This window comes from Paenibacillus sp. PSB04, assembly GCF_025809195.1.
GTDB classification, from domain to species: domain Bacteria; phylum Bacillota; class Bacilli; order Paenibacillales; family Paenibacillaceae; genus Paenibacillus_AQ; species Paenibacillus_AQ favisporus.
Genome location: NZ_CP081301.1, coordinates 6,938,351 through 6,961,726, shown reverse-complemented (window position 1 = coordinate 6,961,726; position 23,376 = coordinate 6,938,351). Strand labels below are relative to the sequence as shown.

Sequence of the window (23,376 nt, the reverse complement as noted above, 5' to 3'; positions counted from 1 at the left end):
GAGTAGTTCAAATTGGACAACCTCCTGCTATAGCGTTGTAAATAGGTCATGATAAGATATACCCCAAAACCATATAGGAGCTGTCCAAGTGGACAGCTCCTGACAAAGCGGCAGCGTTTGTTACGAACGGCGGGGCGGAAGAGGCCCCAGGAATTGATAATATTGGCATTCTATGCGGCCGTTGAACAGCTTCCGCCGCTTGTCGGCCTTCCGGCCGAAGTAATGCTCGAACTGTTTGGTCGGGCTTAAGGCAAAGAAGGACCACGTCGGCAGCTGATTGGCCGTATGCCCCAGCGTGCGGACAAGCTTCTCGACTTCGGTCTTCTCGCTGAGCCGCTCCCCGTAAGGCGGATTGGTAATCAGGCAGCCGTATTCCCCTTGCGGATGGGCTTTGGAGGCAGGGAGCACCTGAAAATCGATCTCGCCAGCGAGGCCTGCGCTCTTGGCGGCTGCTTTGGCGACTTCGATCGCCTTCGGATCGATGTCGCTGCCGGTCAGCTGGAGCGGCTCATCGTCCTGCACCGCATCGAACGCTTCCTCGCGCGCCTCGCTCCACAGCTCCTCGGGAATGGCCGGCCAGTGCTCCGAAGGGAAGGACCGGCGCAGACCCGGCGCAATGTTCCAGCCGAGGAGGGCCGCTTCGATCAGGATCGTGCCGGAGCCGCAGCATGGATCATACAGCGGCCGCGACGGATTCCAGCGGCTTATCTGCAGCAAAGCGGCGGCCATTGTCTCCTTTAGCGGGGCTTCGGTAACCAGCTTGCGGTATCCCCGCTTGTGCAGGGCCGGCCCGGTCGTATCCAGCGTCAGCAGCGCCACGTCCTTGAGCAGATTGACTTCGATGACATAACGCGGACCGTTCTCCTGGAACCACTCGGTATGATAGCTCTGTTTCAGCTTTTCAACGATCGCTTTCTTGACGATGCCCTGACAAGCGGGCACGCTGCTGAGCTGGGAGTGGTGGGAGCGGCCTTCCACGGGGAACTCCCCGTTCGCCGGAATCCAGTCCTGCCAGGGCAGCGCTTTGGTCCCTTCAAACAATTCGTCAAACGTCTTGGCGGGGAACTCCCCCATTTTGACGAGGATGCGGTCGGACGTCCGGAGCCACAGGTTGCAGCGGCAAATATCTTTGTAATCTCCGGTAAAATTGACCCTTCCGTTCTCGACTTGAACGTCGTTATAACCTAATTCCTTCAACTCGCGCGCGACGATGGCTTCAAGGCCCATCGGGGCGGTTGCAATCAACTGCAGCTCTGGCATGGTGCGTGTTCAACTCCATTATTCTTGTAGATCACCGTAAAAATTCATACAATGATGGTAGATCCTGCAGCAGTGTTCGAGTGCGGATCTTTGTTCATCCTCACATTATAGGATAATGTAAAGTCAATCACAAACATTTGTGTTCGTTACGTAAAAATTGCCGGGTCCGGTAGGAAAAAGGGGAAGTAGGAAAGTGAATCCAGAACAATATGCAGACCATTTTATCGAAAATGACGAGGTCCTGAATCGGGTCAAGCAGGTGACCGCCGAGAAAGGCATGCCCGAAATCGCCATCGCGCCGGGCTACGGACGGCTGCTGACGCTGCTGGTCAAGGCGTCGGGAGCGGCCCGTGTCCTGGAGATCGGGGCGCTGGGCGGATACAGCGGCATTTGTCTCGCCCGAGGGCTTGCACCGGAAGGAACGCTTACCTCGCTCGAACTGAAGCAGGAATTCGCGGACGTTGCGCGGGCCAATGTGACCGAAGCCGGGTTCGGCGGCCAGGTGGAATACCGGGTCGGGCCGGCGCTGGACAGCCTGGCACAGCTGAAGGCGGAGGGGCAGAGGTTCGACTTCTTCTTTATCGATGCGGATAAGGAGAACTATCCGAATTACCTGGAATACGCGATCGAACTGGCCAATCCGGGCGCGCTGATCGCGGGCGACAACACCTTTCTGCGGGGGCGGACCCTCAACCCCGACAAAAACGGCCCTTCGGTGCAGGCGATCCGCCGCTTCAACGAAGCGATGGCGACCGACGACCGGCTGATCGGAACCATCCTCCCGGCTTATGACGGGCTGGCGGTGGCCATGGTTAAGTAAACAGCAAACGAAAGCCCGATCCGGATGCAGTCCAGGATCGGGCTTTTTTTTGGAATGAAATAAAGATGATGAGTGCAATGATTTCCTGAATGACAGCTTATTCGATTTCCGTGACCCCATAGGTCGTGAACCACGACTTGACCGTTTCAAAGTCGCTGCTGAAGGACAGGCAGAGCATCAGGAGGATGCGGGCCTGCTGGGGACTCAAGTTGTCCCCGGAAATGATGCCCTTGCCGCCGCCGTAAACGCTGCCGGAACCGGTCCGGGTCGTGGTGACGAAGACCACACCCTGCTCGACCGCCTTGCTGCGCGCCTTGCTCATCGCGGATGAAATGCCTCCGGCTCCGGTGCCTGCGGTAACGATGCCTTTGGCTCCGGCAGCGGTAAACCCTTCGATGGCTTCGCCGCCCGCGTCTTGATAGGAATAGGCGATTTCGGTTTTCGCCAGATCGGACTTTTTGATTTTGGCGAGGTCGAAGACCGGCTTGCCTTTGCCCGGCCCAAGGAGGGCCCGCTCCGGTGCCCGGTAGATGCGGATCGTCGTTTCATCGATATATCCGACGGCCCCGAGCATCGGCGTCTCGAAAGTGTCGACGCGGTAATCGTTTGTTTTCGTGACCCCGCGGGCGAGGTTGATCGTGTCATTCAGCATGAGGACGGTGCCGAACGAGGCGGTCCGGCCGCTTGCCGACAGCTTGATGGCGTTATAGAGGTTCGCTTTGGCGTCAGAGCCGACGACCGTCCACGGCCGCATGGATCCTGTAATGACGACCGGCTTATCGCTTTGCACGGTCAGATCCAGGAAATAGGCGATTTCCTCCATCGTGTCGGTGCCGGAAGTGACGACGACGCCGTCGTAGGATTTGAGCGCTTCGTCCACGGCCTTGGAGAGGTCGTACAGATCGGCCATCGAATAGGCGGAGGAGCCCGAGTTGCCGAATTGGAGCGTTTCGACGTCGGCGATTTTTTGCTTGTCCGGGAGCTCGCTCACCATTTGCGCGATAGGAATGCTGCCCGCCTTGTAATTTTGGAAGCTGGTCTGGTCGACGGACTGCCCGGCGATGGTGCCGCCTGTGGCGATCACCAGCACGTTAGGCAGCTTGGAGGCCTTGTCGGCATCGGTGATCGGCGGGATGGCCGTGTTGCGAACCGGGGCCGTTGTGCCGGTTGTCGTTGTGGTTGCAGGTGCGGTTGTCGTTACAGCGGGACTTGTCGTTGCGGTTGCCGCCGCTGTCACCGAGCTGCTTGTTACCGCTGCCGCGTCGGCGAATACGCTGCCTGCGGGTGCGGCGAAGAGGGACAGTGCCGTCAGCGCAGATGCATGAATCAGAGACCACTTGCCGAATTTTCTTTTCTCCATCAATCGATCAGCTCCTCATGTGTATGTAATGGTTATGTAATGAAATCTAAGATGATCATATATTGTGTTAGGTTATATGACAAATTAAAATGATCGGCGTGTAAGCGTTTATTATCGAAGAAAATGCTAGATAATAGCCATTTTTGTTGGTGATTTGATACATTTCATAAAATAATCGGAGCATGATTTACGTTGGGAAATGGAGTGGGAATGGTTCAGTGGATATTATTTTGTGTTAGATTACATTACATATCTTCAAATTGGGGCTTTAGTTAGGGGAACAGAATATATAAGAAGGAGTTTGTCATTTGTCACGGGAGGTTACTTTCCGGATTAGGGCTTCAGAACATTTTCGATGGGGGCTTGTTCCTTGCGGTCATACGGCAAGAAAAAAAGACGGCCGCAGGGTCACTAATGTGACTCTGCGGCCGTCCCTTTACCGCCAACGGCGGCTGTTCAGCGGTACTGCGGCGTGTTGCTGCGCTTGTACAGCTTCAGCCGCACCCAGACCATATTCAGCAGCAGCAGGCTGCCGGAAATGATGAACAGTCCTTCGATGCCGATAAATCCCGACAGGAATCCGCCGACGAGCGCGCCCAGCATATTGCCGAGTGCGAGCGTGCTTGTGTTGAAGCCGAATGCCCGGCTTTCCATGCCTCCCGGCGTGTAAGAGCGGATGAGGGCATTGACGCTGGGCAGCAGGCCGCCCATGAAGATGCCCATCAGGAAGCGGACGACGATCAGCTGCCATACGCTCTGCACGAACGCCTGCGGGATCAGGCACAGTCCTGCGCCGATCAGAGCGTAGGTCAGAATGCGGTGGGCGCCGACCTTGTCGCTGAAGCGCCCAAGGATCGGGGAGGTGATCATATTGGACAATCCCGTCACGGCGCTGACCACGCCTGCCCAGAAGGCGATGTCAACCGAGGAGCGGTGCAGCTTCTCCACGTACAGCGGCAGGAGCGACATGGGGCTCATCATCGCAAATTGCAGAAGAAACGTTACCGCAAACAGCGCGGGAAGCTGCGGGATACGGGCCAGCTCCTTGAAGCCTTCAAGCACCGACACCTGCGGCGCATGGGCGGCCTTTTCCCGGTTGAAGTTTTCCTTGACCAGGAACAGCGCCAGCAGGGAAGCGGCGAAGATGAGCATGCCGATAATGTAAAAGATCGGACGGAAGCCGATCAGGTCGGCCAAGCCGCCGCCGATCAGCGGTCCGAGAATCGTTCCGGCCACCGAGCCCGACTGCATGATCCCCATTGCAAAGCCCATCCGTTCCTTCGGGGTCGTGCTCGATACGAGCGAGATGGATGCCGGGTTGAAGCCGGAGATCGTGCCGTTCAGCAGGCGCAGCAGCAGCAGCTCCCACGGATTCCGGGCAAAGCCCATCAGCACGATGACGATGGCCATCCCGAAGCCGGAGCGCAGCAGCATGATTTTCCGGCCGTACCGGTCCGACAGCTTGCCCCATAATGGCTGAAAAATAAATGAGGTCATGAAGTTGGCCGCAAAAATAAAGCCCGCCCAGAGGCCGATTTCATGCTCGCCCTGCACCCCCAGATCTTTAGCCAGATACAGGGACAGGAACGGCGTGATCATCGTCATCCCGGAGTTGACCAGAAATTGGCCGAACCAAAGCACAATGAGGTTGACCTTCCACGGTTTCAATGTGCTTTCACTTCCTTTCTAAGTTGACTGAAATGAATGATTGAAAAAAACACAGTTTTACCAGTATAGCACAATTTCTAAATGTCTTATGTTAAAGATGTCATACGATTGTCATCAGATGTCAGGGTGCGGCGGTTGTTACTTACTTTTAAAAAGGGCATAATAGAAAGCATAGAATTTTATAGATATGGAGGCCTGTTCGTGACCTATAACGATACGTTGATCCGCGCCAGCTACAAGCAGGAAGTGAGCCATGTTCCTGTTTGGTATATGAGACAGGCGGGTCGCTATGATCCGGAATACCGCAAGATCAAAGAGAAATATTCGCTCCTGGAAATTTGCCGTCAACCCGAGCTCGCTGCCGAAATAACGATGATGCCCGTGCGCAAGCTTGGCGTGGATGCGGCCATTCTGTATTCGGATATCATGAATCCGGTCGCATCCCTGGGAGTCGATTTTGATATCGTGAAAAATGTCGGGCCTGTGATCGACAATCCGATCCGGACCGCGGCCGACGTAGAGCGCCTGCGTCCGATCGACGTAGACAAGGATCTCAGCCACATCATAGAGACGATCCGCATCCTGGACAAAGAGCTGGACGTTCCGCTGATTACATTTGCCGGAGCTCCGTTTACGATTGCCAGCTATCTGATCGAAGGACGTCCTTCGAAAAGCTATATTCTCACCAAGACGATGATGTACAGCCAGCCCGAAGTTTGGCATCAGCTGATGAACAAACTGGGCGACATGGTCATAACCTATGTGCGTGCGCATATCAAGAACGGCGGCAAGGCGTTCCAGCTGTTTGACAGCTGGGTGGGGGCGCTGGCGCCGCAGGATTTCGAGAAATTCGTACTACCTACCATTACCCGTATCTTTGCCGAACTTTCAGATTTACATGTACCGAAAATCTATTTCCCTGGCGTTAGCTCAGGCGAGCTGCTGCCGACGCTGAAGGAGCTGCAGGCGAACGTGATCGGGCTCGACTGGAGAGTATCGATTGCCGAGGGACGGAAGCGGACCGGCGGGAAATTCGCCGTTCAGGGCAATCTGGATCCTTATGTGCTGACGGCGCCGATGGACGTCATCAAGCGGTACGCCAAAGAGATTATCGATCAAGGCGTTCAGGAGCCGGGGTATATTTTCAACCTTGGCCACGGCTTGTTCCCCGAAGCTTCATTGGATAAGCTGAAGGAATTGACGGAATATATTCATGAATATTCGGCAACCCTTCTCCGCTAGGAGACTGTTTCTTCATAGAAGAACCGATATATATATAGAAGAGGTGAGCGTTTCGTGAAAAATAAAGTAGGCGTACTGGTGATGTCCTATGGCACACCGGAAAGCATGGAAGGCATTGAGGCGTATTACACGCATATCCGCAGAGGGCATGCCCCTTCGCCGGAGCAGCTCAAAGAGCTGGCCGACCGTTATGAGGCGATCGTGGGCGGCGTATTCCCGCTTCGTGAGAACACCAACCGGCAGGTGGCGAGCCTGCAGGAGACCCTGAACCGGGACAGCCGCCACCCCGAGGTGGAATTCGTCTGCTATCAAGGCTTGAAGCATGCTTCCCCGTTCATCGAGGACGGCGTGGAGGCGATGGCCAAAGACGGTATCAGCAAAGCGGTCGGGATCGTACTGGCGCCGCACTACTCGACTATGAGCGTCGGAAGCTATATGAAGCGGGCCAAAGCGAAAGCTGACGAGGTCGGGGTTGAGATGACCTTTGTGCAGAGCTACCATATGCATCCGCAGCTGATCGAGGCTTTTACCCGCCGTGTGAACGAAAAGCTGGCTTTGTTCGAGGAAGCCGGTGCGGACCGCAGCAAAGTGCGCGTCCTCTTCAGTGCGCACAGCCTGCCTGAGAAAATTTTGGAGCTGGGTGATCCGTATCCGGAGCAGCTTTTGGAAACATCCCGCGCGGTAGCGGAAAAGGCCGATGTCACTTCCTGGCAGTTTGCCTGGCAGAGTGCGGGCCGTACCGCCGAGCCATGGCTCGGACCGGACATTCTGGACACGCTCCGCAACTTGAGCAAAGAGGAAGTCGAGGACGTGCTGGTCGCTCCGATCGGTTTCGTGTCCGACCATCTCGAAGTGCTGTACGATCTGGACATCGAAGCCCAGCAGGTAGCGAAGGAGCTGGATTTGCGCCTGATGCGCATCGATTCTCTGAACAGCGATCCGCTCTATATGCAGACGCTGTCCGACGCGGTGATCGGGCAGTGGGAAATGGCCCAGGCGGAGTAAAACTCTCGAATACGGCTGCATCTCTATATACGATGATGAACCCCCGTGTCACGGACCGGGGGTTCTATTTGTTCCCGGGAACCTGATATAATGGAGTGGGCTTTCAGGGGAGGGCCGGATCATTTTTAGAAAAATCGCTATGAGGGGTGAATCATGTACCCGCCAAGATCACAGAAACACCAGGCTGGAAAAAAAGCCAGGCGAAAAAGGCAGGGACGGAAGTGGGGATACGTGAATCTCTGCCTGCTTGCCGTCATTGCACTACTTATTGGATATTATTTGTTGACGCAAAAGGCGCATACGGGCGGCTCTGCGCAGGAGTCCCACAAGCCTGCACAGCAGACCGCAGAGCAGCCGCCTGCTGACCCGAAAGGAACGGTGCCGGGAAGCGGAGAAGAGGCGGGGGGTTCCGGTCCAGAGACATCTTCGGAACAAGCGGCTGAGGAAGCTGCGGACCCGCCTCCGCTGGATCAAGCGGGAACTCCGCCGGATCAAGCAGGAACTACACCGGATCAGGAGGCTGCCGGCGTGCAGCAGGACCAGCCTGCTGGAAGCGGGAAGGAGCAGGCCGCGCAAGAAGGAAAGCAGGAGACGGGAAAGGATCCCGATTCCGGCAAAGCCAAGCCGCAGCAGGATCAAATCCCGGAGAAAACAGCTTCCGGGGGGACGTCGGATGCGCCACCCGGCCAAACGATTCGCATTCATTTTGTGGGCGACATGATTTTTTCGGGCAAAGTGGAAACGCTGCTTGAAAGCAAGGGCTATTCATACCCCTTTACATATTTGGGGGATCTGTTCAAGAAGGACGACCTGACGCTGGGAAATCTGGAGACACCGGTCACCACCCGCGGCGTCGGGGCCAAAAACAAAACGTTTGTGTTTAAATCATCCCCTAAGGCGCTCGATGCGCTGCGAGCCGCAGGCATGGACGCCGTCACGCTCGCCAACAACCACATCCTCGACCAGGGGGAGGAAGGGCTGCTGGATACGATCACTCACCTGGGTGCCAGCGGCATTAAGTATGTCGGTGCAGGGAAGAACGCAGCCCGTGCCTACGCGCCGGAATACTTCTCTATCAAAGGCATGAAGGTGGCGCTGGTCGGTGCCAGCCGCGTGTACCCGGAATCAAGCTGGGCCGCGGGTACCAATAAACCGGGTGTGGCCAGTGCTTACGGGCAGGCTCCCGAAGTGCTGAAATCCATTGCCGAAGCCCGTAACAACGCTGATCTGGTCATCGTCATGGCGCACTGGGGCATCGAGCGGCAGAGCACGCCGGATGCCAACCAGAAGGCGCTGGCCCACGCCTTTATTGATGCGGGAGCCGATCTGATCATCGGAGCGCATCCGCATGTGCTGCAGGGGCTGGAGCAGTACAAGGGCAAATGGATTGCTTACAGCACAGGCAACTTCATTTTCACCAAATCAACCGTTCCGGCGACCTGGAAGACCGCGGTATTTGAGGCGTCATGCGGTCCGAAGGGCGGATGCGGCATGAAGCTGATCCCGTTCAAGACGGAGCTGGGACAGCCGGTTCCGATGAACGCCGAAGAAGGGAAGAAGCTGCTGCAGGAAGTGCAGCAGCTGTCCATTGGGGGCGTTCGGGTATCCGGCGACGGAACCGTAACGTCCGGCTCGGCACGTTGACCATAACTCAGGAGAGCGAGGGAGAGGGAATGAACAACCTGTGTGTGGCCCATCGGGGATTTTCCGGCAAGGCGCCGGAAAACACGATGGCGGCTTTTCGGATGGCGATAGCGGAGCCTTACGTCCAGTGGATGGAAATCGACACGCAGCTGACCGCCGACGGCATTCCCGTCGTTATTCACGATTTCAGCCTGGACCGGACGACCAGCGGCAGCGGCAAGGTCAAGGCCCATACGTGGCAGCAGCTGCAGCGGCTGGACGCCGGGAGCTGGAAAGGGCGCGCTTTTCAAGGAGAACGCATTCCCTCGCTGGACGAAGTGCTGCGCCTAAGCTGCGGCAGGGTCCGTTTGAACATCGAGCTGAAAACATCCGGCAATATGTACCCGGGACTGGAGCAGGCGGTGCTCGAACGCGTATCGCGCTATCATATGGAGCAGGACGTGGTGATCACTTCGTTTGACACCGGTGCGCTGCAGCGGGTCAAGGAGATCAACCCGGCGTTCAAGACGGGGCTGATCCTCGACGGAAGGCCGAAGGATCTGCCATCGCGCCTCAAGGCGCTGCAGTGCTCGTTCCTATCGATCGGTCACCCTAATCTCGATTCGGGCCTCGCGTCGCTGCTGATCTCCGAAGGCATTAAGGTCATGGCCTGGACGATCGATGACGCCAGAGGCATGAAAAGGATCGCAGCAATGTCGCCCGAAATATTGATCTGTACCAACCGGCCGGACGTTTGGCGGAATACCTTTCCCGGCTGAACCCTGCCGAAAACGGCTATGTTCGAACTCGGCAACCATTGTAGCCTTGCTCGATGCAACACCCAATCCATCTTAGCAAAGGATGATCGAGATGATTCGTAACGTATACTGTGTTGGCCGAAATTACAAACTGCATGCCGCCGAGCTCGGCAACGAGGTTCCGACCGAGCCGATGATCTTTATGAAGCCGTCCCATGCGGTCGTTCCGCTTGACGACGCCGTTCTCGCCCTCCCGAAGGATCAGGGGGAGGTTCATTATGAAGGCGAAATCGTCATCCGCATCGCGCGTGATTATGAGCCTGGAGCCGTGGTGGATGATCTGGTGGACCAAATGGCGCTTGGCATCGATTTTACGCTGAGGGACGTGCAGTCGGTCATCAAGAAGAAGGGCCACCCGTGGACAGCGGCCAAAGGGTTTAAAAATTCCGCTCCCATTACGGGCTTCATTCCTTTTCCGGGAACCGGCAGCGTGACGGAGAAGGATTTTACCGTCTTGAAAAATAATGAGGAAGTGCAGCGCGGCAATGCGCGGGATATGATTTTCTCCCTCCAGGAAATCGTGGATTATATCGGCGCGCGTTACGGACTGGGCGAAGGTGACGTGATTTTTACCGGTACGCCGGCTGGCGTCGGTCCGGCATCCGAAGGCGATACGTTCGCTCTAGGCTGGGGCGAAGAGCAGCTGGGAAGCTGCCGCATCGGCTAAACCGCCATGATGTGGATCATCGGGGCGCTGTGCGCGCTCGTTGTTGCCGGGGCTGCGTACTGGAAGCGGTCGCTCACCATATCCGGAGCGATCTGCGCCTTTGTTATGGGAACGATTTATTTCGGAGCGGGGAATCTGCTGTGGTTCGGCACCCTGCTCGTCTTTTTTGTCAGCTCCTCGACGCTTTCGAAGGTGAAGGCAAGCCGGAAGGCTGAGCTGGAAAAATCCTACGCCAAAACAGGCAACCGGGACGCCGGACAAGTGCTGGCCAACGGGGGCGCCGGCATGCTGCTGTGCGTGCTGAATGCCTTCTGGCCGCACGAGGGCTGGGTGTTCGCCTTCATCGGCGTCATGGCGGCCGTAACAGCCGATACCTGGGCTACGGAGCTCGGCAGCCTCAGCCGCAAGCCGCCCCGTTCGGTCCTGAACGGGCGCGTGCTCCCTCCCGGAACGTCGGGAGGGGTGTCGCTGCTCGGCAGCACCGCCGCCGCGGGAGGAGGAGCGCTGATCGGCCTCTTCGCCTGGCTGTTTGAACGGCTGTCCGGGCCGGCCACCCATTCGCTGGCATTGGACTTGGTGCTGGGCATAGTCGGCGGATTGGCCGGAGCTTTCGCCGATTCCATCCTCGGCGCATCCGTGCAGATCATGTACCAGTGCCCGGTGTGCGGCAAAGAGGTCGAGGTCATGACGCACTGCGGAAGCCCGACCCGCCGTATGGGCGGATGGCGGTTCATGAACAACGACGCCGTCAATATCGTCTCCTCCTTCATCGGTGGGGGAGCAGCCCTCGCGGCCGCGCTGCTGCTTTTTCCATGATTTTTCGGGAGTTTAAGGGCTTAAGGCGTTTAAGGCAGCCCCGCTCTCCGTTTACCCCCCGTCTGGGGGAAGCGGAGTTCATCCTGGACAACCCGCTCTCAACATCTGACAGAAGCACAGCATCCATGCCGCCCAGCCTTTGGGCGGTTTTTGTGTTAATATATAAGGAAGCAGAAAATCGCTGGATGAGTAGGGGAATTAGCTATGAACATAATGACAGTTGAACATATCTCCAAAAGCTACGGAGAGAAGGTATTGTTTGAGGACGCGTCCTTCGGGATGGCGGATCAGGATAAAATCGGGATCATCGGTGTCAACGGCACCGGCAAATCCACCTTTTTGCGGGTCATCGCCGGACTTGAGCCTCCGGACGAAGGCCAGATTTCCATCGGCAATAGCGTTCGGGTCCGTTATCTGGCGCAAAATCCCGATTTTGACCCGGGCATGACGGTGCTTCAGCAGGTGTTCCAGGGCCAGGACCCGCAGATGAAGATCGTCCGTGACTATACGGAGACGATGGAACGGGTCGAGCTGAATCCTTCGGACGAATCGCTGCAGCAGAAGCTTCTTAAGCTGAATCAGGAAATGGACGCCCTTCAGGCGTGGCAGCTTGAGAGCGAAGCCAAGACCATCCTGTCCAAGCTGGGCATTTCAAGCTTCGATGCCCTGATGGGGACGCTGTCCGGCGGCCAGCGAAAGCGTGTCGCGCTGGCGTCCGCCTTGATCCAGCCGTGCGAGCTGCTCATTCTGGACGAGCCGACCAACCATATCGACAACGACTCGGTCGCCTGGCTGGAGCAGTACCTCCAGAAGCGCCGCGGCGCGCTGCTGATGATTACGCACGACCGGTACTTCCTGGACCGTGTTGCGAATGTCATGCTGGAGCTGGACCAGGGCAGACTGTACCGCTATGAGGCCAATTACTCGGCCTTTCTGGAGCTCAAGGCCCAGCGGGAAGAGCGGGAGGCGGCTTCCGAACAGAAGCGCCAGAGCCTGCTGCGGACGGAGCTGGCCTGGATCCGGCGCGGGGCCAAGGCAAGATCGACGAAGCAGAAGGCACGCATCGAACGCTTTGAGGCGCTGAAGGATCAGAAGGGGCCGCAGCGTGCCGGGAATGTGGACATGGCCGCGCTTTCGACCCGGCTGGGCCGGAAAATCCTCGAGATCGAGCATTTGGCCAAAAAAGCCGGTGACCGGACGCTGATCCGCGATCTGAGCTATATTGCCGTGCCCGGCGACCGCGTCGGTATCGTCGGCCCGAACGGAAGCGGCAAATCGACGCTGCTGAACCTGATTGCCGGGCGGCTGGAGCCCGATGAGGGCGAAATCGTGGTCGGACCGACGGTCAAGCTGGGATACTTCACCCAGGAGCATCAGGAGATGGACGGCAATATGCGGGTGATCGAGTACATCAAGGAAGGAGCGGAAGTGATCCGGACCGATGACGGCAGCCAGATCACTGCTTCCCAAATGCTCGAACGCTTTTTGTTCCCGCCGGCTATGCAGTGGACACCGATCTCCAAGCTGTCCGGCGGAGAGAAGCGCCGCCTGTATTTGCTCCGGGTGCTGATGTCAGCCCCGAACGTCCTTCTGCTCGACGAGCCGACGAACGATCTCGACATTCAAACGCTGTCCGTGCTGGAAGATTATTTGGACGATTTTCCGGGCGTAGTCTTCGTGGTGTCCCATGACCGCTTCTTTCTTGACCGCACCGTAGAGAAGATTATGGCTTTCGAAGGCGAAGGGGCAATTCGCGTCCATGTGGGGGCTTACACGCAATATGCGGAATGGATGAGCAAGAATGCGCCGTCTGCCGCAGGCGCCTCCCAGGAGGCGGCCCAGCCTTCGGCTCAGGCGAAAGAAGCGCCGCGGGAAAAGCTGAAATTCAGCTATAAAGAGCAGCGCGAATACGAGCAGATCGACGGCCTGATCGAAGCCTGTGAGCAGAAGCTGGAGGGCATACAGAAGGAGATGGAAGCCGCGTTCAGCGATTCGGCGAGACTGCAGGAGCTGCTGCAGGCGCAGCAGGAAGCCGAGCAGGAGCTGGAGCATTTGATGGACCGCTGGACGTATCTGAACGAGCTGGCGGAGAAAATTGAACAGAGCAAGGCTTAGATTGAAGCGGCTCAAGGAGCTGAAGGTTAGTATATTAGGGCGTTCCCATAAAAGTTTACGGGAACGCCCTTTTTCTGTTCATTTTCAGCAAATGACATTTTTCCGGGCAAAGAACGGATTGACATCTTGGATTACATGTGTAATATTTACGCTGTTTGGGGTGCTGCGTCCGCAGATGATCATGCCGCCGGGTATTGCGGAGCTTGACGAGGCGCAGCAAAAGCATATTTTTTTGCACGAATTGGCGCATGCGAAAAGATGGGATATTTTGCTGAATTGGGTTGTGCAGATCCTCCTCGCCTTTCATTGGTATAATCCGCTGCTGTGGTACGGGTTCTACCGGATGCGGGAGGATCAGGAGCTGTCCGCCGATTCGCTGGCATTGAGACGGATGGATCCGAACCAAATCACCCAGTATGGGCATACGATTCTGACGCTTTTGGAACAATACCGGACGGATGCCTATGTTCCGGGAACCGCAAGACTATCTGCTTCACGCAGGCAGCTGAGAAGGAGGATACTCATGATTAAAACGTTTAAACCGGCTTCGATCCGCTGGACGGTGATCGGTTTGGTGCTTGTGCTTGCCTTGGGCGGATGTGCCTTGACCGACGGAAAATCCACACAGGATCAGGCGTCTCCGCCGACTGGAAGCACCAATACGGATTCGGGCACGACTCCCTCGGATGACGGGAACGGATCGAATGGGCAGACCCACAACGGGGATGGCCAGAATGAGTCGGGCGGCCAGACGGATTCCGGATCTGACAATGCCGGCAATGGCGCAGGCACAGGCTCCACTACAGGTGACAGCACCGGTTCTGCGGGTGGCGGCCCAGGCACATCCGGGACCGGCAGTGCAACAAGCGGACACCAGCAGCAGATCAAGGATATCGCCACTTTAGCCAAGAAGGGCAGAGTAAAGGGTGCTGACTTTGTATCCGGCAAAACAACGATTGAGGACGTGCATACCGCATGGGGTGAGCCGGACCGGCCATGGCAGCCGACCGACCGTTACGCCTATGATTCCTACTCGCCTGGAGCGGGACGGGGCAGCTACGCTTTTGGCATCGGGCAGGGCGAAGTGGTGTACGACATCCGTTATTTCGGATCGGGTACGGATAAGAGCACCGATCTAAGCAAAATCAGCTTCCAGGAAATCGAGAATACCTTAGGCAAACCAAGCTCCGTCAAGACAAGCGGATCGGATGATGTGCTTACCTATAAAGAGGGCGATTACGAGCTGAAATTCGTCGGGCCGCATGCTACCAAGCGCCTGGATCACATTTCGGTCTATTCGCCGAAAGCGGCCCGCTCCACTATGGGCGGCGATGCGACTGCGCAATCCGGCGCAAGCGAAAACGCTGCTTCGGTACGGGCGCAGGCGGAGGCCCCTCGCGAGACAGCACCAATCTCCACGCAAGCGCGGGTCAGTGTTCAAGCTGCTGCTGTCCCGGCTGAGAAAGCAGGAAGCGCTTCGGCGCCTTCCGAGCAGGCAGCACCCGGCAATAGCCCGGTCGCGGAATCCGGCCCCGTGCAGGCAGCCGTACCTTCTGGCGGAGGACGCTGATACAGGCGTGAGCCTGGCGTGCGGATCGAGATTTCGCATAGTGTGCGTGTGCGAAATCAATGTATAAACGCTGCTGATATCGTGATTCAGCACCATACAGAACAAACCGGCTGTCCGAGTGGACAGCCGGTTTGGCTTTGATGGGCGTTAGCCCGGCATATGGCTTATGAAAATGGCTGGGGCGTTACCCGCGGATATAAGCCGCAAGCAGCTTGACCGTATTCAGCACCGCCTGCTTATGGGTGCGCTCCATCGCGTGGGAAGCGTGAACGCCCGGCCCGATCAGCGCGGCACGAATGTTATTCCCGCCGGACAGGGCGGCGGAAGCGTCCGAGCCGTAGTGCGGATACACGTCCACGGCGTAAGGAATGCCTTCGGCTTTGGCCAGCTCGATGAGCCGGCTTGTCATCTCATAGTCGTACGGACCGGAAGAATCCTTCGCACAGATCGAGACGTCAGTCTCCTTGCAGCTGAGGTCGTCGCCGATGCAGCCCATATCCACGGCGATCATCTCATCAATGTCCGAAGGAATATAGGCGGTGCCGTGTCCGACTTCCTCGTAATTGGAGATCAGCAGCTTGACATTGGTGGACGGTTTCCAATTTTCCCGTTTCATCGACTCCAGCAGGCCGAACAGCGCGGCGACGCTGGCTTTGTCATCGATATGACGGGACTTGATATAACCGCTGTCCGTAATCGTCGCTCTCGCATCGAAGGAGACGAAGTCGCCGACCCCGATGCCCAGCTTCAGCACGTCTTCCTTGGATTCCACCAGCTCGTCGATGCGGACCTCCATATGGTCCTCCTGGCGTTTGAAATCGCGTGCGTCGCTGTAGACATGCACCGACGGATGGGTGCTGAGGATCGTGCCGGTATAGGTTTTGCCGCTGCGCGTATGGATGACGCAGTATTCGTTCTCGATGCTGTGCATCATGAAACCGCCGACGGACGTCAGCCGCAGCGTGCCTGAAGGCTTGACCGCTCTGACCATCGCCCCGAGGGTATCCACGTGGGCACTCAGTGCGACCGTGCGGGAAGTATTCTCGCCCTGCACCTCCAGAATCGCCCCGCCTTTATGATTCCGGGTCAGCGGAATGCCCAGGCTAGCCGCTTCCTCCTCGATGAATTTCATAATGTGTCCCGTAAATCCTGTGGGGCTCGGTGTGTCGAGCAGCTTTTTCAAAAAGGTTAAAACGTATTGTTCATTGGGTTGTATCGACATGTTCACGGTTCTCCTCCGTTAGAATTGCATTCCTCATTTATGACGGCTTCAAGCCGCCGGCATCTTCCTCAGAGCCCGCCTTGTTCGCGGCAGGATCCGGGAAAGTATACCCCGTTTCGGCCTGGACCTGAGCCAGTTGGGCCGACAGATGTTTGACTGTTTTCTGAAGTTTGTACTGCCTGAAAATTCCGTAGGATCCGACGATAATCCCGCCGATCAGCGTACATCCGAGAATGAGCAGAATCAGCGGAATGTTCACCTCGGCAAACATAAAGTTGACCTTCACGGGATCGACGTTGATCACGGCAAAAATCGCGGTGAGCAGCGCAAACAGAAGCCCGAATATGAGTGACCACTGCATTTTCACTTTTGAAAACACCCTCTCCGGCAGACAGTAGAAAAATCCCCCGCCCCCGCGGGCAAGGGATTTTCATAAGCCTGGCCGTTCAACTTATTTTGTCAGCTGTTCCATTTGCTCGATGACGCTCTCGAAGACGCTCATTGCTTCGCGGACCGGCTGCGGCGAAGACATGTCGACTCCGGCCTTCTTCAGAATGTTGATCGAGAAGTCGCTGCCTCCGCTCTTCAGGAAGCCGAGGTAACGGTCGACGGCCGGCTGGCCTTCTTCCAGAATCTGCTTCGAGAAGCTGGTCGCCGCCGAGAAGCCGGTGGCGTATTTGTACACATAGAAGCTGGTGTAGAAATGGGGAATGCGAGCCCATTCCATCTCGATATCCTTGTCGACGACCATGTCCTTGCCGTGGTATTTCACGTTCAAGTCGTAGTATATCTCCGACAGTGCCTGAGGCGTCAATGCTTCGCCCTGCTCCGCACGTTCGTGGACAAGTTTCTCGAACTCGGCGAACATCGTTTGACGGAATACCGTTGTCCGGAACTGGTCTGCATAATAAGTCAGCAGGTACATTTTTTCCTTCGGATCGGTCGATTTCTTGAGCAGGTAATCCATCAGCAGCGCTTCGTTGGTCGTGGAGGCCACTTCCGCCAGGAAAATCGTATACTGCGCGTCGCGATATTTCAGCGCGTTGTCCGAATAATAGGAATGCAGCGCATGACCCATCTCGTGCGCCAAGGTAAACATGCTGTTCAGGTTCTCCTTGTGGTTCAGCAGCACATAAGGGTGCGTGCCGTAGGCGCCCCAGCTGTAAGCGCCAGTGCGCTTGTTCTCATTTTCATATACGTCGATCCATCCGTTGTCAAAGCCTTCCTGCAGGGACGCCAGATAGTCTTTACCGAGCGGCTTCAAGCCTTCGGATACGGTTTTCTTCGCCTCTTCATACGTAATGTCCATTTTGTACTCGTCGACGAGCGGAGCAAACAGATCGTACATATGCAGCTCATCCACGCCCAGCAGCTTCTTGCGCAGGTTCATGTAACGGTGCAGCAGAGGCAGGCTTTCATGGATGGTGTCGATCAGGTTCGTATACACGTCCTTCGGAATATTGTCGCCGTAGAGGGACATTTCCAGCACGGAAGGGTACTTGCGCACATTGGCGTAGAACATGTTCTTGTTGACGTTGGCGCTCAGCGTGGACGCGATCGTGTTCTTTTGCTTGGCGTACGTTTCGTATACCGCTTTGAACGCCCGCTCGCGGACTTCGCGGTTCGGGTTCTCCAGGAACTGAATATAGCTGCCGTGAGTCAGCTCAACTTCCTTGCCGTTCTCGTCCTTGATCTTCGGAAATTTCAGATCGGCGTTGTTCAGCATGCCGTAGATCGTCTGCGGTGCCTGGGACAGGTTGCCGACCTGGGCCAGCAGCGCTTCTTCCGCTTTGGACAGGACATGCGCTTTCTCACGCTTCATTTCGGTCAGCGTAAATTTGTATTCGGCAAGCTGTGGATCGGCAATAAATTCGTCCAGCTTGCTGTCCGGCAGCGACAAAATTTCCGGCGTGATGAAGGAGAGGGCTTCGCCCACCTGTACGCTCATTTTTTTGGCTTTGGCCGAGAGGGCCTGGTATGTAGGGTTGGCTGTATCTTCGTCGTGATGCAGGTGAGCGTACACGTATAAACGTTCCGTCTTCAGCGAGATTTCATCCTCCAGGGCGAAGCAGTCCTTCACCGCTGCCGCATTATCCAGTTTTCCTTGGAAATCGGCGGCCTTTTTCACTTCCTGCTGAAGCTCGGCATACGTTTCGTCCCAAGCTTGCTGGCTGGCGAACAGGTCCTCAATCTTCCATTTGTGCTCGGCGGGTACTTCTGAACGTTTCGGTAATTGTTCCATCGGAATCCTCCTTGACTGTTGGGTTAATATGAATCGGGCTCCGTGTGAAGAAGCCGCAGGAGGAACAAATAGGACCGAGAGCATGCTGATGGCGACGGCAAGCTTCAGGGTCTTCGAGTATTTCACGAAAGGGGGCCTCCTCTGACGGTCTGTCTTGAAGAAATATACCCCTTAGTATGACCTTACCCGAAAAAGATTATTTATCCTCCATTAGGGCTGGAACCCATGGTAAGCAAATTGTATACAATAAGGAAAAAGGCAACCAGGATCATGATGAGGGCGAAGATGGCCATACCGCGCTTCAGCTTCGGCGGGATCGTATCCTTCCTCATGATCAAGACTGCGCCTAAACAGAAGGCCAAAATAACAAAGACCAGGACGCTGCCGTATTCCATCCTGTATTATACCTCTTTAAACGCATTCATGATTTGACGCCATTCATCCTCGTTGCCCTGGTAATCTTCCTTCGGAAAGCGGTTGTTCACCCACTGCATCATGGCCGGACGGCTCATAAAGGTGTGGGTCTCTTCGCCCCATTGATCGGAAATTTCCCGCAGGACGATGTAGCGGCCCTGGACCTCGACAGTCATCATGTTCCATTTGTCTTTTTTGTATATTTCATGTTTTTTGATCATGTCGCATTCTCCGTTTGGTCTTTTGGTAAAATGATACCGCAGAGGCTTGTGTAAAAGCAAATAAGAAAAACGTCATCCATGCATAATTCATTAAAGACAGGCCGCAATTAGCGGTAGTTTTTCTTGCGATAACGGAATGGTGCAGCCTGGATGAGATTTACAAATGCCATTCCTTAAAAAGAAGCTTCGGACGAAAAAGAGCGATTGCATTGTCAAAGTTCATGAAGTATAATGTACTTATTCGCCACAGATGGCGGTATTTTTAGGAGGTTGTTCATTTGAAAGGTACAGTTAAATGGTTTAACGCAGAAAAAGGCTATGGCTTTATCCAAGTTGAAGGCGGCGAGGACGTATTCGTACATTTCTCCGCAATCCAAGGAGACGGCTTCAAAACTTTGGACGAAGGTCAAGAAGTTGAATTCGAAATTACTGAAGGCAACCGTGGCCCTCAAGCTGCTAACGTAATCAAATTATAAGATTGACTCCGGTAACGGATTTCTTATAAGTTTTGGTTAACAATTGCTTATTACGCACAGTTCTCATGCGGGGACTGTGCCTTTTTGTTATCATATATTTTTGTGTATAAAGGGAAAGCCCGTTTTCTTCCGTTCTCCGCGGTTAGAAAATGGGCTTTTTTTTGAAGGGTTACATCTTGCGGCTGTCCATTGAAGCACCCGGAATCTTGGCATTTCCCAGCAGGTGCCTCGTCAAAAAACCGGCGCAGGCGACCAAAGCCAGCCCTGCGGCGATGAAATAGAAGGTTGTGCGCCCGGTCTGCTCATACAGCACGCCGCCGAACGTTCCGCTGACGAGCCCGGCTGCGCTCGACCATACGATCGTAAACAGCGCAAGTCCCGTCGCCCGGAATTCATCCGGAATGATCCGGGTGATGTATCGGACCGCCGTCACATAGTAGATGCCGAAGGTTACGCTGTGTAAAGTCTGGACCGCGATGACCGTTCCGGGGTGATCGGCGATCGACATTAAGAAGAAGCGCAGAGCGAACATCAGCGCGGCCAGGGCGAGGAGCGGCAGCTCCTTGAAACGCTCTCCGAAGCGGCTGAGCAGGAAGAAGACCGGAATTTCGCTGAGGGCTGCCGCGAGCAGGGACCAGCCGATCAGCCCCTCGCTCGCGCCCATGCTTTTGAGCGTCAGGGTCAGGAACGCTTCATTCATCCGGTAGGGGAGGGCGAGACAGAATACACCTGCGAAAAACCACAGCACTTCTTTTTGCCGAAGCACGTTCCACAAGCCTTTCCATTCCATCTTCTGACCGTTCGTTTTGACGCCGTCTCTGAGCCTTGTGGCGAGCAGGAGGCAGGCTCCAGCAATGATTATGGCCAGAAGCAGCGTTCGGGAAATACCGACGTTGCCAAGGACATAGCCGATGGATAGGGCGAAGAAGGCATAGCCGATCGAACCGAAGACCCGGATGACGATAAAGTTTTTCCCGTGCCTCTGGGCGGTTTGGATCGACATCGTATCCGATAGCGGAAATACCGGATAGTAGAAAAAGTAGAAGACCGTAATCAACGCGAATACCGCATAAAAGGAAGAAGTGGCCGACAGGAGTAGGCCCATACCCAGCTGTCCGGCAAACAGCAGGATCATCATCTTCTTGGTCGTCCGGTAGCGGTCGCTGGCCATGCTCCAAAACATATTGGAGAAGATGGAGATGAAGGGCCCGACGGCGTACAAATAGCCGACCTGCGAGCTGCTGAAGCCCAAGTGGCTGAAGTAAAGCTGGAAGTAGGAGGCGACCAGGACGCTGGTCCCATAGATGGTAAAAGTGAATGCCCTTTGCCAATTGACGTCTGGCGTCGATTGTTCTAGTTTCATGATCAAATACCCCGATGTTTTTGTGATTTTTGTGCAAAAAGTCACCCTGCAGCACGATGCCGCCCGCTATACTATAGATGAGCATATGCTGCTGCGGTGGAATCTTTCAGCTTACCTTTTCGAGGAGATCTGGGCACACTCCTTTAAATGGACACATATTGTTGTAAAAAAAGGGAGGATTCATGTACGGTTTATTTGTGCAAATTCCAGGACCATATTATAATAAAAGACATTAGGATCGATACAAGTAGACAACAATGTGGAGGCACCGTCTTGAATGAAAATAGGCAAACTCGATATCAAGTTCCCCGGAATCCTGTCAGTTTAATGAGCCGGGTGTACAAGCATATATTGCCGGAAGTGCGAAAAGAACTGGACGGATGGCGGAGGAAGGCAGGGAACATCCCTGATCCCGAGCTGAGAAAGCAAGCCTTGGCGAGTATAGAGACGAAGCAATTTCACTGTGAGGGCGGAGGCGTCTACGCCGCCGTTCCGCTGCCGGAGCGGCTTATACTTACCAAGCTCATCGTGGCCTATCAGACGATCAGCGACTATCTGGATAACCTGTGTGACCGCAGCACATCCATGGAAGCCGAAGATTTCCGCCTGCTTCACCAATCGATGCTGGATGCGATCGACCCGGCGGCTGAACCTGTCAATTACTATGCACTTCGTCAGGAGCAGAATGACGGAGGTTATTTGCATGGGTTGGTGACAACCTGCCAAAGCTGCATACGCCAGCTGCCCGGCTACGCTGCCGCGATGCCCTTTATCCGGGATTTAGCGGGCCTGTATACCGACCTGCAGGTTTACAAGCACATCAAACCGGAGTTAAGAGAACCGGCGCTGCTTGAATGGTGGGAGCTTCATCGTGAACGGACTCCCCAGCTTCAATGGAACGAGTTCGCCGCGGCAACCGGTTCGACCTTGGGCGTGTTCATGCTCTTTTTGGCCGCAAGCGACCGCCATTTGAGCAGCACTGCCGCCGCCTCCATTCATGCGTCATATTTTCCACATGTTTGCTGTCTGCATATTATGCTGGATTACCTGATTGATCAGGAAGAGGATCGGCTTGGCGGAGACCTCAATTTTTGCAATTATTATGAGAGCCCCGAAGTCATGCTGGACCGGATTGCCTTTATTGTGGAATCGGCCCGGAAGGATGTTGCAGCCATCCCGGTGCCCCCGTTCCATCGGATGATCATTGAGGGGCTGCTGGCAATCTATTTATCCGATCCCAAAGTCAGCGAGCAGCAGGAAGTTCGCTCCGTATCCAAACGTTTGATGAAGGGAAGCCCGCTTACCCGCTTATTCTTCTTCTTCAACAGCCGGTGGATCCGCAAGCATTTGTACGAGTGATAAGAGGAGGAAATAACATGGCAGTCAAAAAAATCGCAATATTAACCAGTGGCGGAGATTCGCAAGGGATGAACGCAGCCGTACGCGCCGTCGTACGCAGCGGCTTGTATCACGGACTTGAGGTTTACGGCATTCAGCGCGGGTATCACGGCCTGCTGAACGACGACATCTTTTCGATGGATCTGCGCAGCGTGGGCGATATTATCCAGCGCGGCGGCACCATTCTCCAATCGGCACGCTGTAAGGAATTTATGACGCCGGAAGGCCAGCAGAAGGGTGCGGAAATCCTCCGCAAGCACGGAATCGACGGCCTTGTCGTCATCGGCGGCGATGGCTCATACCAGGGTGCCAATAAGCTCAGCAAGCTCGGCATCAATACGATGGCGCTGCCCGGAACGATCGATAACGATATCGCGTTTACGGACTACACCATTGGATTCGATACCGCCGTCAGCATCGTCGTTGATGCGGTAAACAAGCTGCGCGACACCATGTCCTCGCACGAGCGGTCCTCGATTGTGGAAGTCATGGGAAGACACTGCGGCGATATCGCTTTGCATGCGGGCCTCGCTTCGGGTGCGGAGACGATCCTCGTGCCGGAAATGCCGCATGACATGGATGAAATTACGGAGCGGATGAAGCAGAACTTTGCTCATGGCAAACGGCACAGTATCGTGCTCGTGGCGGAAGGTGTGGGAAGCGGGGAAGAGGTTGCCAAAGCCCTGACCGACCGCTGCCCTACTCTGGAACCGCGGGTAACGGTTCTTGGACATATCCAGCGGGGCGGAACGCCGACTCCGGCGGACCGGAATCTGGCGAGCCGTCTGGGCGATTTTGCAGTGCGTATGCTGATCGCGGGTGAATCCGACAAGGCGTGCGGGATCATTAAAGGCGAGCTCGTGCTGACGGACATCGATAAGGTCGTCAACACGAAGAAGGAATTTAACCGAGAGCTGTATGAGCTCGCTTCACGGCTTTCGCAATAAACATAACGGTAACACAGACAAGGCGCTGCGGGTTTTAACCCTGCAGCGCCTTTTTGTTGTGAGCCGAAAGTGGGGGAGTGGTATGCCGGTTTCGCTTGCGCAGCCAAGTTACAGTAACCGCTCGGGGGA

General features: G+C 55.6%; 21 protein-coding genes. 12 read left to right on the top strand and 9 right to left on the bottom strand.

The window, feature by feature from the left end; translation table 11 throughout:
- Nucleotides 1-120: 120 nt before the first annotated feature.
- Nucleotides 121-1,260, bottom strand: coding sequence for a THUMP domain-containing class I SAM-dependent RNA methyltransferase (locus tag K2F33_RS31910; RefSeq protein WP_076170263.1), 1,140 nt, complete (start codon nucleotides 1,258-1,260; stop codon nucleotides 121-123).
- A 193-nt stretch (nucleotides 1,261-1,453) separates the two neighbouring features.
- Between K2F33_RS31910 and K2F33_RS31905 the strand changes: the two genes are divergently transcribed.
- Nucleotides 1,454-2,080, top strand: a complete 627-nt coding sequence (locus tag K2F33_RS31905; protein WP_412973956.1) for an O-methyltransferase — start codon at nucleotides 1,454-1,456, stop codon at nucleotides 2,078-2,080.
- Nucleotides 2,081-2,177: 97 nt separating this feature from the next.
- Here K2F33_RS31905 and K2F33_RS31900 read toward each other — a convergent pair whose 3' ends face one another.
- Together K2F33_RS31900 and K2F33_RS31895 are read right to left on the bottom strand one after the other, a co-directional pair.
- Nucleotides 2,178-3,440 (bottom strand): asparaginase, encoded by a 1,263-nt coding sequence (locus K2F33_RS31900; RefSeq protein ID WP_263880552.1) that lies wholly within the window; start codon nucleotides 3,438-3,440, stop codon nucleotides 2,178-2,180.
- Nucleotides 3,441-3,896: 456 nt separating this feature from the next.
- A complete protein-coding gene (locus K2F33_RS31895; protein WP_105441588.1) occupies nucleotides 3,897-5,108 on the bottom strand; it encodes an MFS transporter in 1,212 nt (403 codons plus the stop codon).
- Nucleotides 5,109-5,309: 201 nt separating this feature from the next.
- On the opposite strand from K2F33_RS31895, the gene hemE reads away from it, so the two are divergent.
- From hemE to K2F33_RS31855, 8 genes are all read left to right on the top strand, one after another.
- Nucleotides 5,310-6,350: a uroporphyrinogen decarboxylase gene (gene hemE / locus K2F33_RS31890; RefSeq protein WP_076170259.1), complete on the top strand. Its 1,041-nt coding sequence runs from the start codon at nucleotides 5,310-5,312 to the stop codon at nucleotides 6,348-6,350.
- A 54-nt stretch (nucleotides 6,351-6,404) separates the two neighbouring features.
- Complete coding sequence (gene hemH, locus K2F33_RS31885) at nucleotides 6,405-7,355, top strand: ferrochelatase (protein ID WP_076170258.1); 951 nt, start codon at nucleotides 6,405-6,407, stop codon at nucleotides 7,353-7,355.
- A 153-nt stretch (nucleotides 7,356-7,508) separates the two neighbouring features.
- Entirely contained in the window at nucleotides 7,509-8,999 is a 1,491-nt protein-coding gene (locus tag K2F33_RS31880; RefSeq protein ID WP_263880551.1) for a CapA family protein, read from the top strand.
- Between the two features lie 29 nt (nucleotides 9,000-9,028).
- Nucleotides 9,029-9,757: a glycerophosphodiester phosphodiesterase gene (locus tag K2F33_RS31875; RefSeq protein ID WP_263880550.1), complete on the top strand. Its 729-nt coding sequence runs from the start codon at nucleotides 9,029-9,031 to the stop codon at nucleotides 9,755-9,757.
- Between the two features lie 82 nt (nucleotides 9,758-9,839).
- Nucleotides 9,840-10,463, top strand: coding sequence for a fumarylacetoacetate hydrolase family protein (locus tag K2F33_RS31870; protein WP_076170255.1), 624 nt, complete (start codon nucleotides 9,840-9,842; stop codon nucleotides 10,461-10,463).
- A gap of 6 nt (nucleotides 10,464-10,469) precedes the next feature.
- Nucleotides 10,470-11,279, top strand: coding sequence for a DUF92 domain-containing protein (locus K2F33_RS31865; RefSeq protein WP_263880549.1), 810 nt, complete (start codon nucleotides 10,470-10,472; stop codon nucleotides 11,277-11,279).
- A gap of 204 nt (nucleotides 11,280-11,483) precedes the next feature.
- On the top strand, nucleotides 11,484-13,394 hold the full coding sequence (locus K2F33_RS31860; RefSeq protein ID WP_263880548.1) for an ABC-F family ATP-binding cassette domain-containing protein: 1,911 nt from the start codon (nucleotides 11,484-11,486) through the stop codon (nucleotides 13,392-13,394).
- A 118-nt stretch (nucleotides 13,395-13,512) separates the two neighbouring features.
- Nucleotides 13,513-14,964, top strand: a complete 1,452-nt coding sequence (locus tag K2F33_RS31855) for a M56 family metallopeptidase (protein ID WP_263880547.1) — start codon at nucleotides 13,513-13,515, stop codon at nucleotides 14,962-14,964.
- A gap of 184 nt (nucleotides 14,965-15,148) precedes the next feature.
- Here the strand turns inward: K2F33_RS31855 and K2F33_RS31850 are convergent, their stop codons facing one another.
- The 5 genes from K2F33_RS31850 to K2F33_RS31830 form a co-directional block, all read right to left on the bottom strand.
- On the bottom strand, nucleotides 15,149-16,186 hold the full coding sequence (locus tag K2F33_RS31850; RefSeq protein ID WP_076170250.1) for a M42 family metallopeptidase: 1,038 nt from the start codon (nucleotides 16,184-16,186) through the stop codon (nucleotides 15,149-15,151).
- A 37-nt stretch (nucleotides 16,187-16,223) separates the two neighbouring features.
- Nucleotides 16,224-16,553, bottom strand: coding sequence for a LapA family protein (locus K2F33_RS31845; RefSeq protein ID WP_076170249.1), 330 nt, complete (start codon nucleotides 16,551-16,553; stop codon nucleotides 16,224-16,226).
- A gap of 84 nt (nucleotides 16,554-16,637) precedes the next feature.
- Nucleotides 16,638-18,428 carry an oligoendopeptidase F gene (gene pepF / locus K2F33_RS31840; protein WP_076170248.1) on the bottom strand — a complete coding sequence of 597 codons (1,791 nt, stop codon included), beginning with the start codon at nucleotides 18,426-18,428 and terminating at the stop codon, nucleotides 16,638-16,640.
- A gap of 200 nt (nucleotides 18,429-18,628) precedes the next feature.
- Nucleotides 18,629-18,823, bottom strand: coding sequence for a hypothetical protein (locus tag K2F33_RS31835; RefSeq protein WP_076170247.1), 195 nt, complete (start codon nucleotides 18,821-18,823; stop codon nucleotides 18,629-18,631).
- A 6-nt stretch (nucleotides 18,824-18,829) separates the two neighbouring features.
- On the bottom strand, nucleotides 18,830-19,063 hold the full coding sequence (locus K2F33_RS31830; RefSeq protein ID WP_076170246.1) for a hypothetical protein: 234 nt from the start codon (nucleotides 19,061-19,063) through the stop codon (nucleotides 18,830-18,832).
- Between the two features lie 278 nt (nucleotides 19,064-19,341).
- Here K2F33_RS31830 and K2F33_RS31825 point away from each other — a divergent pair, with 278 nt between their 5' ends.
- Complete coding sequence (locus tag K2F33_RS31825; protein WP_068694440.1) at nucleotides 19,342-19,539, top strand: cold shock domain-containing protein; 198 nt, start codon at nucleotides 19,342-19,344, stop codon at nucleotides 19,537-19,539.
- Between the two features lie 169 nt (nucleotides 19,540-19,708).
- On the opposite strand, the gene K2F33_RS31820 is transcribed toward K2F33_RS31825, so the two are convergent.
- Nucleotides 19,709-20,902 (bottom strand): MFS transporter, encoded by a 1,194-nt coding sequence (locus K2F33_RS31820; RefSeq protein WP_263880546.1) that lies wholly within the window; start codon nucleotides 20,900-20,902, stop codon nucleotides 19,709-19,711.
- 327 nt (nucleotides 20,903-21,229) lie between these two features.
- On the opposite strand from K2F33_RS31820, the gene K2F33_RS31815 reads away from it, so the two are divergent.
- Both K2F33_RS31815 and pfkA read left to right on the top strand, forming a co-directional pair.
- On the top strand, nucleotides 21,230-22,261 hold the full coding sequence (locus K2F33_RS31815) for a tetraprenyl-beta-curcumene synthase family protein (RefSeq protein WP_076170244.1): 1,032 nt from the start codon (nucleotides 21,230-21,232) through the stop codon (nucleotides 22,259-22,261).
- A gap of 17 nt (nucleotides 22,262-22,278) precedes the next feature.
- Nucleotides 22,279-23,247 carry a 6-phosphofructokinase gene (gene pfkA, locus K2F33_RS31810; protein ID WP_076170243.1) on the top strand — a complete coding sequence of 323 codons (969 nt, stop codon included), beginning with the start codon at nucleotides 22,279-22,281 and terminating at the stop codon, nucleotides 23,245-23,247.
- Nucleotides 23,248-23,376 lie beyond the last annotated feature (129 nt).

Bases quoted from the DNA above. Each gene is read 5' to 3' on its own strand.
- K2F33_RS31910 (WP_076170263.1), bottom strand. From the start codon at position 1,260: ATGCCAGAGCTGCAGTTGATTGCAACCGCCCCGATGGGCCTTGAAGCC.
- K2F33_RS31900 (WP_263880552.1), bottom strand. From the start codon at position 3,440: ATGGAGAAAAGAAAATTCGGCAAGTGGTCTCTGATTCATGCATCTGCG.
- K2F33_RS31880 (WP_263880551.1), top strand. From the start codon at position 7,509: ATGTACCCGCCAAGATCACAGAAACACCAGGCTGGAAAAAAAGCCAGG.
- K2F33_RS31875 (WP_263880550.1), top strand. From the start codon at position 9,029: ATGAACAACCTGTGTGTGGCCCATCGGGGATTTTCCGGCAAGGCGCCG.
- K2F33_RS31870 (WP_076170255.1), top strand. From the start codon at position 9,840: ATGATCGAGATGATTCGTAACGTATACTGTGTTGGCCGAAATTACAAA.
- K2F33_RS31865 (WP_263880549.1), top strand. From the start codon at position 10,470: ATGATGTGGATCATCGGGGCGCTGTGCGCGCTCGTTGTTGCCGGGGCT.
- K2F33_RS31860 (WP_263880548.1), top strand. From the start codon at position 11,484: ATGAACATAATGACAGTTGAACATATCTCCAAAAGCTACGGAGAGAAG.
- K2F33_RS31850 (WP_076170250.1), bottom strand. From the start codon at position 16,186: ATGTCGATACAACCCAATGAACAATACGTTTTAACCTTTTTGAAAAAG.
- pepF (WP_076170248.1), bottom strand. From the start codon at position 18,428: ATGGAACAATTACCGAAACGTTCAGAAGTACCCGCCGAGCACAAATGG.
- K2F33_RS31835 (WP_076170247.1), bottom strand. From the start codon at position 18,823: ATGGAATACGGCAGCGTCCTGGTCTTTGTTATTTTGGCCTTCTGTTTA.
- K2F33_RS31830 (WP_076170246.1), bottom strand. From the start codon at position 19,063: ATGATCAAAAAACATGAAATATACAAAAAAGACAAATGGAACATGATG.
- K2F33_RS31820 (WP_263880546.1), bottom strand. From the start codon at position 20,902: ATGAAACTAGAACAATCGACGCCAGACGTCAATTGGCAAAGGGCATTC.
- K2F33_RS31815 (WP_076170244.1), top strand. From the start codon at position 21,230: ATGAGCCGGGTGTACAAGCATATATTGCCGGAAGTGCGAAAAGAACTG.
- pfkA (WP_076170243.1), top strand. From the start codon at position 22,279: ATGGCAGTCAAAAAAATCGCAATATTAACCAGTGGCGGAGATTCGCAA.